18 protein-coding genes are annotated in these 11,826 nt (G+C 64.4%); 5 read left to right on the forward strand and 13 right to left on the reverse strand.

Translation table 11 applies throughout. The features are described from left to right. Positions 1-43: 43 nt before the first annotated feature. The 3 genes from A37U_RS0129365 to A37U_RS0129370 all read right to left on the reverse strand — a co-directional run bounded on the left by A37U_RS0129365 (position 44) and on the right by A37U_RS0129370 (position 2,296). Complete coding sequence (locus tag A37U_RS0129365) at positions 44-1,060, reverse strand: ABC transporter substrate-binding protein (RefSeq protein ID WP_157183098.1); 1,017 nt, start codon at positions 1,058-1,060, stop codon at positions 44-46. 281 nt (positions 1,061-1,341) lie between these two features. Next, positions 1,342-1,929, reverse strand: a complete 588-nt coding sequence (locus A37U_RS55105; RefSeq protein WP_420806271.1) for a DUF2180 family protein — start codon at positions 1,927-1,929, stop codon at positions 1,342-1,344. Further along, positions 1,832-2,296: a hypothetical protein gene (locus tag A37U_RS0129370; RefSeq protein ID WP_020500250.1), complete on the reverse strand. Its 465-nt coding sequence runs from the start codon at positions 2,294-2,296 to the stop codon at positions 1,832-1,834. Before A37U_RS0129370 ends, A37U_RS55105 begins: the two co-directional genes overlap by 98 nt. Positions 2,297-2,384: 88 nt before the next feature. Between A37U_RS0129370 and A37U_RS45930 the strand changes: the two genes are divergently transcribed. After that, on the forward strand, positions 2,385-2,558 hold the full coding sequence (locus A37U_RS45930) for a CsbD family protein (protein ID WP_020500251.1): 174 nt from the start codon (positions 2,385-2,387) through the stop codon (positions 2,556-2,558). 229 nt (positions 2,559-2,787) lie between these two features. On the opposite strand, the gene A37U_RS0129380 is transcribed toward A37U_RS45930, so the two are convergent. The 9 genes from A37U_RS0129380 to A37U_RS54000 all read right to left on the reverse strand — a co-directional run bounded on the left by A37U_RS0129380 (position 2,788) and on the right by A37U_RS54000 (position 8,424). Then, positions 2,788-3,069: an RNA-binding protein gene (locus A37U_RS0129380; RefSeq protein ID WP_020500252.1), complete on the reverse strand. Its 282-nt coding sequence runs from the start codon at positions 3,067-3,069 to the stop codon at positions 2,788-2,790. A gap of 127 nt (positions 3,070-3,196) precedes the next feature. Next, entirely contained in the window at positions 3,197-3,463 is a 267-nt protein-coding gene (locus A37U_RS45935; RefSeq protein WP_020500253.1) for a PASTA domain-containing protein, read from the reverse strand. Between the two features lie 83 nt (positions 3,464-3,546). Further along, on the reverse strand, positions 3,547-4,185 hold the full coding sequence (locus A37U_RS45940) for an ANTAR domain-containing protein (protein ID WP_020500254.1): 639 nt from the start codon (positions 4,183-4,185) through the stop codon (positions 3,547-3,549). A gap of 470 nt (positions 4,186-4,655) precedes the next feature. Next, complete coding sequence (locus A37U_RS0129395) at positions 4,656-4,967, reverse strand: DUF6338 family protein (protein ID WP_020500255.1); 312 nt, start codon at positions 4,965-4,967, stop codon at positions 4,656-4,658. A 157-nt stretch (positions 4,968-5,124) separates the two neighbouring features. Beyond that, a complete protein-coding gene (locus A37U_RS0129400) occupies positions 5,125-5,940 on the reverse strand; it encodes a family 1 encapsulin nanocompartment shell protein (RefSeq protein ID WP_020500256.1) in 816 nt (271 codons plus the stop codon). Beyond that, positions 5,937-6,494 (reverse strand): hemerythrin domain-containing protein, encoded by a 558-nt coding sequence (locus tag A37U_RS0129405; RefSeq protein WP_020500257.1) that lies wholly within the window; start codon positions 6,492-6,494, stop codon positions 5,937-5,939. Before A37U_RS0129405 ends, A37U_RS0129400 begins: the two co-directional genes overlap by 4 nt. A 48-nt stretch (positions 6,495-6,542) precedes the next feature. Beyond that, positions 6,543-7,010, reverse strand: coding sequence for a DUF2267 domain-containing protein (locus A37U_RS45945; RefSeq protein WP_083933979.1), 468 nt, complete (start codon positions 7,008-7,010; stop codon positions 6,543-6,545). A gap of 178 nt (positions 7,011-7,188) precedes the next feature. Then, positions 7,189-7,662, reverse strand: a complete 474-nt coding sequence (locus A37U_RS45950) for a DUF4383 domain-containing protein (RefSeq protein WP_063712847.1) — start codon at positions 7,660-7,662, stop codon at positions 7,189-7,191. Between the two features lie 459 nt (positions 7,663-8,121). Further along, positions 8,122-8,424, reverse strand: coding sequence for an SsgA family sporulation/cell division regulator (locus A37U_RS54000; protein WP_240437710.1), 303 nt, complete (start codon positions 8,422-8,424; stop codon positions 8,122-8,124). On the opposite strand from A37U_RS54000, the gene A37U_RS54005 reads away from it, so the two are divergent. From A37U_RS54005 to A37U_RS0129435, 4 genes are all read left to right on the forward strand, one after another. Continuing rightward, positions 8,354-8,575 carry a hypothetical protein gene (locus A37U_RS54005; RefSeq protein ID WP_240437711.1) on the forward strand — a complete coding sequence of 74 codons (222 nt, stop codon included), beginning with the start codon at positions 8,354-8,356 and terminating at the stop codon, positions 8,573-8,575. The genes A37U_RS54000 and A37U_RS54005 overlap by 71 nt on opposite strands. 818 nt (positions 8,576-9,393) lie before the next feature. Further along, entirely contained in the window at positions 9,394-9,819 is a 426-nt protein-coding gene (locus A37U_RS45960; RefSeq protein WP_020500261.1) for a hypothetical protein, read from the forward strand. Beyond that, the gene (locus A37U_RS0129430; RefSeq protein WP_020500262.1) at positions 9,816-10,619 is read left to right on the forward strand and encodes a SigB/SigF/SigG family RNA polymerase sigma factor; all 804 of its coding nucleotides are present in this window, start codon (positions 9,816-9,818) and stop codon (positions 10,617-10,619) included. Before A37U_RS45960 ends, A37U_RS0129430 begins: the two co-directional genes overlap by 4 nt. A gap of 193 nt (positions 10,620-10,812) precedes the next feature. Beyond that, a complete protein-coding gene (locus tag A37U_RS0129435) occupies positions 10,813-11,085 on the forward strand; it encodes a hypothetical protein (protein WP_020500263.1) in 273 nt (90 codons plus the stop codon). A gap of 35 nt (positions 11,086-11,120) precedes the next feature. Here A37U_RS0129435 and A37U_RS0129440 read toward each other — a convergent pair whose 3' ends face one another. Next, complete coding sequence (locus A37U_RS0129440) at positions 11,121-11,558, reverse strand: PPOX class F420-dependent oxidoreductase (protein WP_026197729.1); 438 nt, start codon at positions 11,556-11,558, stop codon at positions 11,121-11,123. Between the last annotated feature and the right edge of the window lie 268 nt (positions 11,559-11,826).

Below are 11,826 nucleotides of genomic sequence, written 5' to 3' on the forward strand. Positions count from 1 at the left end.
CGTCCACGTTCGGATATCCCCGCCTGCCACCTTGCCGAGCTAGCTATTCTCCGAAGAGCGCACGGTATCGAGCCAATCGTTGTATCCCGCGGAACGTCGCGGATCCCACGATGGGGCATGCATCCTCGCGTAATACCGCGGCGAGATCATCGAGTACCCACCAGTTGCCCAGCAGCGAGGACGTCGTCGCCCATTGCAAGGCGTCCACTTCGATCACCCGCCTCCGCCGCACCGCACCCAACTGCCGCCACAACGGCCTGTCGTACAACCAGCGAGGATCAACAGTGGGGCCGACAGCCACGAACACCAGATCGGCATCGTGCTCTGGCAAGTGCTCCAGAGATACGGGCACGAATGATCTCGCGCTCGAGGCCGCCTTGGCCTGGGCCGCGGGGCGTCGAAGATCGAGAGCGGCCACTGTCGAGGCTGCCGGGGTAGCGCCGCCCACGGTGAAGATCGAGTCGGCTGCCAGTCCCGGTGAGATGATCGAGATCGTCGGCGCGGATCGCGACCGCAGCGCGCTTTGCAGCTGCTGCCTCGAGGCCGACAACATCGTCAATGCATGCCGAGTTCGCCTCAGCCGTCCGAGTGCGGCTCCGACGGCCAGGGAGTCCGCCGCTAGCCGCCCCGTTCGGGCAACCCGTTGCACACTGCTTGATATCCGGTCCAGGACGACGGCCTGCTCGACGGGACCGCCGCTGAGTCCGATGACCCTGGTCGGACTCAGTGCCACGAGCTTCTCGAGCTCGAGCTGCCCACCTGGCGATGACACATCGACCACAGGCCCCTCTTGCAGCATCGCGATCGCCTCAACGATCGGATCTTTGGCAAGAAACGACGCTGTCGCCTGCTGATGGCGGCCCAGCATGAGTGCCAGACCCGCCGTAGCTCCGTCCAAGGTCGCCAACCGCTCAACCGGAACTTGTGCTGCCTGCTTCCGCGTGACAGAAGCACAGCCTCCGATGAACCCGCCGATACCAGCGGTGAGTACCAGTCGACGGCCGATCACCGGGGAACTCTTCGAACGGATAGCTCGTGCGGCATCGACGATCTCCCTCACTCCCGGTCAGCGCCTGCCCAGTGAGTCGGAGAATGAGCATCGAAAGTTCCGGTTCGACAGTGTCGCAATGCTCGACGACCCGCAGTCGGTCCGTCTCCCGAACCGGCGTCCCGGCTTCAGTGCACCAGCGGGAGATCCTGGCAAGCCATCTGCTGGGCAGGCCATGGCCGCTTCGCGATCGAGTCGGCGTCGAGGGCTGGGCACGGCAGCGCATAAAAGCCCATGGGTGTGATGGCGTCAACGCGGAGGGCGCCGCGGGACGACCGGTGTCCGGCCTCGCGCTACGCGGGGGCGGAATTCTCTGCTGGCACAAACCGATAGGCCTGGGCGTGGTGAGCGCTCAGAGCTGTCGCACAGGCACGACATGCGAGCTTGCGGGTCTCGATGAAAGTTTCTTCGGCCGAGGAGAAACCCGATGGATGCTTAATCGTATTCACACCAACATGCGCGCAGTCTCGGCATACCCCCGCTCCACACGTCGTGCAGATCGCCATGGCGGATGTGGACTCACCATGTTCGGCGCAGTCGAAACAGTTCATGATTTCCTCCCTTCTCAAGGGCGCTTGTTCGATATAGTCATCAGCGGATCGGCGTGTCTCCAGAGCCCTGTGGACGTGTGCGGGGCGTTCATGAAGAGGTCCTGTGCGTTCGTCAGCCGCTTGATGCGCGTTCTCCGACTGTCGTGGACCAAACCGCTCGGTATCGGCCCCCGGCTCGTTCCGGCACCGCGCGTCGATGGCATCGGCGCGGATACGCGGCATCGACCAACGGTCAGACCGGCGGTTCCTGAACGGTGTGCAGGCGTGCACCGGGATCTGCGCCTTCCGGCTCACTGTCCTCGGTGGACGTGCCTGGCAGTCGATTCTCATCGCCGCGGTCGATGGCCCCGGTCTGTTCGGTAATTCGTTCTTCGAGGGCATCGACGGTCTCCGTGGGCCGATTCCGCGGGTCTTCCGGGAGCCGGACCGGTTCCTCGAGTCGTCGACGTACCTGCGCCAGAAAATTCTCGTCAGTTGTCGTGAGCCGCTCGAGATCGACGCTCTCCGGCAATTGCCCACCGGCCCCGTGTTCGGTCAGATACGCCACGGCGCACTCGACAACTCGTCGTGAGCTGTACCGCGAGCCCACCTGCTCGAACACGGAAGCACTCGCATACCAGTGCGACACGGCACGTCCATACCGGACGATCGCGAACTCACCTTCTCCCAGGTCCTCGACGCGCAGTTCTTCCGGCATGGGCACCTCCTTCCGCCTTTGGCGTACCCACGCCTCGGCGATCGAAACACGCAAGCATAGAACGACTACCTGTGGGTACTCCCTGTCTATGGATGACGAGACAACGAACAAGGCAGAGGAATTGCAGGGCAAGGCCAAGGAAAAAGCAGGTGAAGTGACCGACAACGAGCAATGGCAGATGGAGGGCAAAGCACAGAAGACGAAGGGCAGCCTCAAACAGGCGGGTGACAAATTGCGGAAGGCGTTGAAGCCCAAGCGTTAGCGGTGTTCTCAGTCTTCCTGCTGTGCGCCTCGGTCCGTTCGGCCGAGTTCCGGCGGAGTCCTTGCCGCAGGTACGGACGAGGCCGGGCTCGGCCTCTGTTCACGACCGCCGTGAGCTCCCGCTTCGGTCCCCTGCTCTCCGATATCTCGTGGTTCGACGTCCCACAATCCTTGATGCGCAGACAACGACACACGCGGTCACACGGAAGGGAAAGCCCCCGGGCAGGACCTCAACCGGCCAGTCGTTTCCGTAACGCGTTCAGATAGCGGGCGTCGTGTTCGCGCAGCTCGTCCAGATCGATGTCGTGCGGGATAGAGCCGGCCGAGCGGCGTTCCAGCAGGTATCGCATCGTCTGTTCGACGACACGTGTCGCCGCGGCTCCGGGAAGGAGAAGGTCATCGAACAATTCCCCGCTCATGGTCACACGATGGTGCGTGGTGGCCATCCCACGCCGGATCGTGACCGCACACGAATCGCCGTTGAGCCGCTTCACGTCGAGCTGTTCGGTCATCTCGGGTCTCGTCCCTCCATTGCACGTCTCGGCCCGCCGTCTTCCACGCGTGCCGATCACCGGCCGCGGTTGTCGTCAGGTGATCACATACCCGCGGCCGGCGCGGTGCAAACGCCTCAGCGGTCGGCTAGGTCATCGGTGCCGTGGCAGTGGAGAGATCCGGGTCGAGGACTTCCTGCGCGGCTCGACCGTTATCCGACCACAGCGTCACGTCATTCCCGATATTGACCGAGACTCCGGGCGCGGGATCCTGCTGAATGATGGTGCCGTCGATCGGCTCGGGAGCATGCTGCGGTCCGCGAGGCGACAAGCCGGCAGCCCGGACCGCGCCACACGCCTCGACAGCGCCCAAACCCGTGACGTCGGGGACCTCGACTCTGTCATCGTGGGACATATGACGACGGTAGATGATCCATTTCGGTTCGGAAACCCGTACGCAGCAATCGGGTCCGGGACCTCGCCGTCATACCGTACCGGTCACGGCACGTGTGTCCCGTCTCCGATCTGCTCCTGGCGAAGCCCTTTCCACAGTTGAGCGGCAATCTCCCGGGCGCGCTCGTCCACATGGACCACGCTCTGGTTCACGGGTTTGTCAGCCGGTACCTGTCCGATGTGTTCCACCAAGGCGGTTGCCAGTTCACGGAGTTTGAGGTTCACCTCCTGGCTCACCGCGCGGAGAACATCCCAGGCGGCATTGGGATCGCAGTTTCGTATCCCCATGATGACGCCCTTCGCCTGTTCGATGGCCGCCCGCGAGGCGAGCGCGTCCAGAACACGCTGTGACTGCTGCTGATTGCGCTCGGCGATTCCGGCCATCGTGACCGCGCTGGTCACCAACGGCTCGTGGCGGGCGAGCGTGGCGACGGTTCTCTCGTTCGCGGGACCATCGAGGTAGACCGACAAGACCATAATCCCGTCCTCGTCCCAGATCGAGGGCATCGCGGCGGCGCCCCGAACCCGGGCGATGACGTCAAGCTGGGTGGCCTCCACCCTGTCCCGCAGCCGTTCGAATCTCAGATGCGGCCAGCGTTCGTCGCACCAGATGTCGGCCGTCGCGAGCGGCCCCTCCCCCAACGCGGCCAGGATCGAAGGTCCCCACAATTTCCCGGTCGTCACCGGAGTCAACGATTCTCCGACACCGCTGGCCGCAAGTACTCTCAGTCGCCCTCCGCCTCGGTTGCGGGCAGGATGGGCAACACTGACGGCAGCGCCGAGGTCACCGGCGACATCGCAGCGTAGGCCGGTCAGCACGCGGGACAACAGGGCAGCCAGCGATGTGGCTACAGGCTCCAAGGGCGTCGAATTCATGCCATTCCACAGACGATCTCACGGACCACATGGAGCTTCGATGAAACCCCACAGGGCCACTCCGTCTTCGTGGAAGCCAGGTGCCCGTGCCCCGGGCGCGGCACGAATTGCTCGCACGCGCCCCAGTGCGGTGTCGCGCCCGCCCTTGAAGTGTCGATACGATCAATAGCGTCGATAAGAAAAAGCATAACGAAGCAGCAACGAATTTGCCAGCCCGCTTTCAGGTGACCAGCTTGTCTACCGAGCCTGGTTTGCCGGTAAACACCCGAAAAAATCGGTCATCCAGGCGGAACCGTGACCGTGGCGTGCGGGTGTGCGGCTCCGTCGGCCGCCAGCTCCGAACCAGCTGTCATGGCCACCACGCGAGCAGCCGCCACGCAGGCCACCAACGACTCGAGTGGCGTCGTCACCGCCGCGCCGGGCCCGCGGTAGCTCAGTGGAGCGGTCAGCACGAGCTCCCGGCCACCCGTATGCGGCGGGTCGGGGTTGAACGTCAGCAGCTGCCCCACGAGACAGCTGCCGTCATCGAGCTCCAGCCCGACTCGGTGCGCACCGGCATTGCTGCCTGGATTTCGCGCTTTCGTCGGCACGCCGGCACCAGTGCGCCACCATCTATGGCGACGCGCCCAACCGCTGCCCATCAGCACCACTTTCACCTCCACGATCTGCGGTCACGACTTCCTGCGATTCCTGTCGAGGGATAACCCGTTTCACGACTGCCGAAACCCGCGCGAACGGTACGAGCACCTATTCCCTGGCCAGCGCCACGGCGGCCGATCGTTCGACGACCCGTATGCAGAAGTTCTCCTCGAAATAGAATCGCACGAAGTCCCGGTCATGTCCTTCGTATCCGATGGAGATGTCCTGTCCGACATCGAACAGGAAGTTTCCCGCACCGAGGCCCAGCACGACCGCCACCTCGATCCCCGGCGCCCGCACGACCTTACCGCCGCCCAGGATGCGGCGCAGGTGATCGAGAACCGGATATCCTCCTTGTTCCGCCGCCGCGAGAATATCCATGTGATCCCGCGGCCCGACCGCCAAGGCATACGGTCCCGGGACTCCGGCATCCCGGAGTGTGTTCACCGCGAGAGCCGTCGATTTCGGGTAGTTCTGCGGATCGCTGCCGAGCGGGACGGGCCGATGCGGACTGGCCGCTGTCATGCCGGTGAAACCGGCCTCGCGCCACCCATGGAACACCGCGTGGTTCTCCAGCCGGGCCAAATGCAGTGCCGCCGCGTCCAGCGCGTCCAGATCGAGATCACCCGCGCCACGCTCGGCGTCATCGAGTTCGGACCTGTTGACGGCGAACGGAAGGCGCACCTCGGCGAGTTCGAGCACCTTTCGCCGGTGCAGCTCGATGTCACCCCGGTTCTGGTGCTCAGGTTCGAGAACGCGCTTACGGCCCAGTCCAGTGGCCGAGTGTTCCCAACCATGCGGGCCCGACCAGTCGACCAGCCGCCGCCCCGCCAGGTGCACCGTGAACTGGTCCTTGGCCTCCTCCTCGAGTTTGTCCCATGCCGCTTGCGGTATCGGCGCGAGCTCACGCAGCAGATGGTTCATCCGTTTCGCCTCCCATCGAGCGGACCCAGTCCGAGTGAACCGTCTCCGGCCCCTTCGGCCTCGACCGATGCGAGGTACCTGTTCGGGGCGATATCGCTCGTGTCGAGCCCGGCGGCGGCTGGATGCTCCTGTTTGAACGCGGCGAACCGAGCGCCCAGATCGGCGCGTAGGCCAGGATCCGCGTGTCTGCGGAAATCGGCGAGCGCGCCGTCCTCCTCCTCCGCCATGTGTTCACTGTTCTCCAGCCGTGCCCTGCGAACCGCACTACTCCACGGTGCGCTGCCCACCGGATAGCTATCTGCCTCGTGGACCGCGTCTCTGATCTGATTATGATCATCGACCGCATCAACGGTCTCGTCCTCGGCATCGGAGCCACGGTGTACCAGTTCGGGATAGAAGATCCGCTCCTCGGCCACGGCATGCAGATCCAGCAGTGCCGAAAGCGGCCGCCAAATCTTCGCCAGCTCCTCCGGCGTGTCCACCTCGTCGAGCGCGGCGAAGCGCCTGCGGAATTCCTGATGATCGTCGAGTATCAGTTCGGTGATATCGGGCATGACCAAGCACTACCCGATTTCCTCGCCGGGACACATCCCGCGCTCGGGTCACCCGGCGACACTGACCAGCTGTTCGTAGTCGGCGGGCAACTGATCGAGGACCTCCTCGAACTCGCCGGTCGAAACGGCTTCTGCGAGAACACCGAATACCGCGCGAACATGCACCCGAAGCTGCTCACCGGTGCGGCCCATCGCCTCGCGCTGAGCCACCCTTCCGAGAAACTCCACGGCTCCGAACCGTTGCCCTTGGTCCGCCTCGATCAGCGAACGGCGCAGCTCTTCGGGCAGATGATCGGCAAGACGTCCGGCCTGCGCACCTGTCAGACGCTGGCCCAGCACCGCCGCTACGCTCTGTACGAGCGCTTCGGCCTCCACCTTGTTCACCGGACCACCGCCAGCTCGCACCCGGTCCACGATCTCGTCATACCGCACTGGGAATCCTCGTCGGCCGTACTGAATGTATTCGGCTGCAGGCATACCCCGATCAGCGGGGAGCGAAACGCGGGTCGATGACATCAACCACACCGAACTCCACGTGATATCTACGAAGGCCACTTGACCGCCGAGCCACGAGCCGCACCCTTGCCAAGGCTCGCGGACCGGCGTCGCGGAGACGGGTCGGCAGGTGGACCGCGCAGATCCCGGCGACGATGTTCTTGATTCCCCGGCACGTCTCCCCTTCGCTGAGCTCGGCTCACACGTCCCCGGGCGGCGAGGTCGACCGCTGCGGATGGCGGTTCTGCCCGGCGAGAAGCGCCATAGCCAGGAGAACGACCGCGATCGCCAGGTGCAACCAGTTATCGGGATCGTTGAGCGCGAGAAGATTCGCATCCGCACCGTGCCCGGCGAGCAGCCCGTAGCAATAGAGCAGCAGATAAATCAGGCCGACGGTGATCAGCAGGCCATGGGCCAGTTTCGATGTCCTGGACACGGCGATGAGTGCGATACCGAACGCCACGAACAGAAAATTCCGCGCAACCGTGACCGAGAAGGTGTCGAACAGGAGCGCGCTCGGTCCGTGACCGACCAGCTGGAGCAGGTGATACTCGGTCGTCGCGCCGGGTACGAAACCCAGTATCCCGATCAGGAGAAGCACAAGACCAGTAGCGAACGCGACGTACTGCACTGGTGGGCGCCGCTCGGACGCGAATTCTGTCCCGCCAGGCATCTCGCCTCCTCTGGAATATCCCATCACCTGCCGCGAACCGCGACACATGCATTCGGCTACCCGAAATGCCATTCGGCGAAACCCCGCGAGAGGCCGCTACCCGGACAGTGCGCACGCACCGCCTTCTGCCGGATATGTCGCCAGCGAGAGGGACGGCCACCAGGAGAAGTGAGAAGTGACCATGACCGGGCCGGATCCCACAACGGCCAACACAGACCTGCCCCGAATCGCGATCGTCACCGGTGCCGACTCCGGCATCACCGTCAATGCGATGCCCCATGGGGCATCGCGACACCGATGACCGCTCCGGAAGACACCGAGCCGCACGAGCGGCCCCGTCCCGGCTGGCGACTACCTGATCGAGCGCCCCGGTGTAGCTTTCCCCGCCTGGCGTGTCGTCTTGTGGAAAGAATCGAGTCTCGCCGAAGGAACCGTCGGAGTTCACGGTCTCCGGCCCACCTATTCGCCGGAATCGAGCCACCGACGGCTGTCGAACTCGGCATCGACGATCGCCTGCGCCTGTATCGAGGACACGAACCGGTAAGTGGCGTCCACGAATTCGCCGAGCTGACCGGCATCGGTGACGAATTCCGCCTGCCCGCTCGGCGAATACAGCTCGACGGCGACCGCCGATTCGCCGTCGACTGGGCGGACTCGCACCTCCCCTTCTCCCGAAGGAGTGTGCAGGCCAGTGGCCAGCAATGTCCTCGCCACCGTCCACACGGTTCTCTCGTTTCTCCTGACGTGGAAGGAAAGCCGCACGGCCCACGGATCACCGCTGGTGTACTGGAATTCGACCTCGACAGGAATTGCCGTGCCGTCCGACAACAGCATGTCGAAGATCGCGGTGTCGGTGATTGAAGAACTATCGATCACGACTCGCTCCCGGTTGTCGCTTCTGGTTTCTCCGTGATACCCGTGCGACTGTGATACCCGTGCGAATGTGTGACAAACGCGCGTCTTTGGGGCCACCGCATGGATCAAGGAACGGCACACCGACCGGGGGCGGCGGCGCGCTGTCCTTGCTGGTTCCGAGGGCCGACCTCTCGTGCCGGCGCGGAGCCCTCAGTAGTACACGACAAGCGTTCAGCGGCAGCGGGACTTGAACGGTAGCGCCCCCCACGAGGTGCGCCGGGAGCCGTTTCCGAGTAGTGACCCGACCGAGTTCGCGTCGCCGGAGTCGGCTTGCCGCTGGATCCTGCAGTACGAGCTATCCACCACCCATAGCGTCTAGACCGATGCGGTGGCCCGGATTCTTGTGAGTACGCCCAATCGAGAAGACGGATTCGACCGAGGTTTCCGTCCCCGGCTTCCGGGGTAGTCGTCACGTGGCAATGACGAATCCAGGACCATGAGGTGCGAGGACGGCGTCTTCTCGGCCTTGCCGACGGGGCGACACTCGTGTTAAGGCTGAACGAAAGTACTCCGCACGCAGGCTGATGTGCACCTGCGTCGCGGTACCGGAATCGGTCCGGATGACAGCCGCAGCTGCGACGAATAGGGTACGATGAAGGCGAATTTCCCAGAGACCGACTGGCGGACGACGTCAGTTCGACTACGACGCACCGGCCCCATGTCGCGGTCCGCTCCCGTATCGACGGTTATCGATACAGCGACGGCCATCCCGGCTGGGCACTCCGAGTACAACGGTGGAAGAAAACCGGTCAGGCTTGTGCCCGTCGGAGGGAGTTCCACCGGAGACGTCGACGATACGCGGGACCGGAGCGGCACATGATCAGCGATCAGCCAGCAGAAAAACCATCGGTTGCCGATGACGGTGTCGTCGAGGTGCATACGAGCATCGACTCCGCCCAGCTCGCCGTACTACGCAATGTGGCTGCGACCTTGACGATGGATGCTGGTTTCACCGTGGACAGCGTCGAGGACGCCCGGCTGCTCGTCGACGAGGTCTGCTCGACTCTCATCCGCAACGCGGAGCGCGGAGCTCAGCTGTCGTGCCGGTTCCGGGCCGATGACCGCTTCTATCTCCACGCGCAGGCCACCGCAAGCCCGGATGCCGTTGTCGACCGTTCTTCGTGGTCGTGGCGCATCATGTCAACGCTCGCGGACACCCTCATCAGCTGGACGAACGCGAATCCGGGGCAGCCGACGACGCTGCACATCGAGGCGACCAAGGCCTCTGACGGATGCCCATGACCGAAGGCCCTGACCACCTCGGCCTGTCGAAACAGGCCGAGCACCAGGAGTACGCTCAGTTCGCGGAGGACTTCCACGAATTCGCTGCGCTCTCACCAGAGAATCCGCGGTATGAGCGCCTGCGGGAGAAGCTGGTCCGCGAGCACATGCCCCTCGCTGAGCACATCGCGATGCGGTTCCGCCACCGCGGTGTGCAGCTCGAGGACCTGCGTCAGGTCGCCATGCTCGGCCTGATCAACGCGGTGGACCGGTTCGAACCCGATCGCGGGAACGACTTCCTCGCGTTCGCTGTGCCCACGATCATGGGCGAGGTGCGGCGGTACTTTCGCGACGCGGGCTGGGCCATGCGGGTGCCGCGCAGGCTGCAGGAACTGCATCTGAATCTCGGTAAAGCGATCGACGAGCTGTCCCAGCGCACCGGTCGCGCACCGCGGGCGGACGAACTTGCCGAGTACCTTGGGATCGAACTCGGCGAGGTGCGCAGGGGCCTGGAGGCGGGCAGTGCTTACCGGGCCGATTCCCTCAACAGCCCGGTCGGCGGGACCACCGAGTCCGACAGCCAGGCCGTCAGCGACACCATCGGCGAGCAGGACACCAACATCGAGGACGTCGAGCTGCGCGAAACGCTACAGCCGCTGCTGGCCGACCTGCCGGAACGTGAACGGCGAATCCTGACCCTGCGATTCTTCGGCAATCTCACCCAATCGGAAATCGCGCGCAAGATCGGGCTTTCCCAAATGCACGTCTCCAGATTGCTCGCACAGAGTCTCAAACAGCTGCGCGAGCGGATCTACGGTTGACCGGCCTGGCTCCCGACACTTCCACAGCCGGTCACGGTCCCGGCAGTTCGTACACGGCGAACGCCCGTCCTATCACCGAAGCACATATCGACGCCAGTCATGGCGTCGCCAACGATGTGCCTGCCCGCGAACCGTACATCGCGCCCACGCTCGACTATCGACGCTGAATCCGGCTTACCGCACAGGAGTAGTCATGTCCGAACACCAGACCCCGGCCAGCGAACACGGGGAACACCTCGAACTCGACGAGAACCGCTCGGCCGCGCAGCCGCTCGACTGGCCACGAGACGACCCGCGCAGGGACGACCCTGAACACGACACCCGGGATTCCGCTGATTCCGAGACGACGGCTTTTCCGCCAGAGGCATCGGTTCCGCCGGGAGAACCCGAGGAAGGCGCTCTGCATCTGGAGACCGACCGGCACCTGGAGACCGACCGCCCGGAAAGCGAAGGTTCAGCGGACTGACCGGCGCACCGCGAGCAGCCCTGGCTGTCGCGATCTCAGTCGGCGATACCGTTGTTCTGGTCGACGAAGGTCTGGCGTTCGGGTGTCACCCAGAGCATCACCCGCTCGCTCTTGATGGCCTCCGGCGGATAGGGCTTACCGGTGTAGTCCTGCGCGAGCTCGTCGACGTGTCCGCGCGCCCGGTCACCGCCGGTGGTCTCGCCGAGGACTCCCCGGATCTCCGCGTACCGGTACGGATCCTGCTCGTCGCGGATCATCAGGGCGATGCGCCCGTCGCGGCGGGCGTTGAGGTATTTCGCCCGGTGCGTCTCGGTGTTCACCACGAGTCGGCCGTCCTCGACTCCGACCCACACCGGTTGGTTCTGGATGCGCCCACTGGGCAGCATCGTGGCCACGGCGGCGAAGTTAGCGCCACCGGCCAGCCGCTCGGTCTCCGGCAGCAGTTTCGTGCCATTGGCTGTCTTGACCGCCATCGTCATGTTCTCCTTCGCCGAAAGGGAATCCTTCACGCACGTCCAGACCGAGCGCGGCGAGTAGTCGCGCACAATCCNCACTGTCGCGGGAACAGGCAGCCACGGCGCGCACCGCACGGCGGCGTTGTCCCACGCCAACCGAGGGCACCGGAATGTCGTCGAGTCCCACGAAATCCTCGTTGGAACGCATCAGTTGTCCTTTCCCTCGCGGGAATCGACTACCCACTTGCGGCGCGTCCATGCACACGAATCAGGACGCGACGGTGAT

This window comes from Sciscionella marina DSM 45152, assembly GCF_000379465.1.
GTDB lineage: Bacteria > Actinomycetota > Actinomycetes > Mycobacteriales > Pseudonocardiaceae > Sciscionella > Sciscionella marina.

What these genes read in the sequence shown, in the direction of transcription:
- A37U_RS45935 (WP_020500253.1), bottom strand. Translation starts at nt 3,463, where the DNA reads ATGTCCCACGATGACAGAGTCGAGGTCCCCGACGTCACGGGTTTGGGC.
- A37U_RS0129370 (WP_020500250.1), bottom strand. Translation starts at nt 2,296, where the DNA reads ATGCCGGAAGAACTGCGCGTCGAGGACCTGGGAGAAGGTGAGTTCGCG.
- A37U_RS0129380 (WP_020500252.1), bottom strand. Translation starts at nt 3,069, where the DNA reads ATGACCGAACAGCTCGACGTGAAGCGGCTCAACGGCGATTCGTGTGCG.
- A37U_RS0129400 (WP_020500256.1), bottom strand. Translation starts at nt 5,940, where the DNA reads ATGAACCATCTGCTGCGTGAGCTCGCGCCGATACCGCAAGCGGCATGG.
- A37U_RS45960 (WP_020500261.1), top strand. Translation starts at nt 9,394, where the DNA reads ATGATCAGCGATCAGCCAGCAGAAAAACCATCGGTTGCCGATGACGGT.
- A37U_RS55105 (WP_420806271.1), bottom strand. Translation starts at nt 1,929, where the DNA reads ATGAGAATCGACTGCCAGGCACGTCCACCGAGGACAGTGAGCCGGAAG.
- A37U_RS0129430 (WP_020500262.1), top strand. Translation starts at nt 9,816, where the DNA reads ATGACCGAAGGCCCTGACCACCTCGGCCTGTCGAAACAGGCCGAGCAC.
- A37U_RS0129435 (WP_020500263.1), top strand. Translation starts at nt 10,813, where the DNA reads ATGTCCGAACACCAGACCCCGGCCAGCGAACACGGGGAACACCTCGAA.
- A37U_RS0129405 (WP_020500257.1), bottom strand. Translation starts at nt 6,494, where the DNA reads ATGCCCGATATCACCGAACTGATACTCGACGATCATCAGGAATTCCGC.
- A37U_RS45930 (WP_020500251.1), top strand. Translation starts at nt 2,385, where the DNA reads ATGGATGACGAGACAACGAACAAGGCAGAGGAATTGCAGGGCAAGGCC.
- A37U_RS45945 (WP_083933979.1), bottom strand. Translation starts at nt 7,010, where the DNA reads ATGTCATCGACCCGCGTTTCGCTCCCCGCTGATCGGGGTATGCCTGCA.
- A37U_RS0129440 (WP_026197729.1), bottom strand. Translation starts at nt 11,558, where the DNA reads ATGGCGGTCAAGACAGCCAATGGCACGAAACTGCTGCCGGAGACCGAG.
- A37U_RS45950 (WP_063712847.1), bottom strand. Translation starts at nt 7,662, where the DNA reads ATGCCTGGCGGGACAGAATTCGCGTCCGAGCGGCGCCCACCAGTGCAG.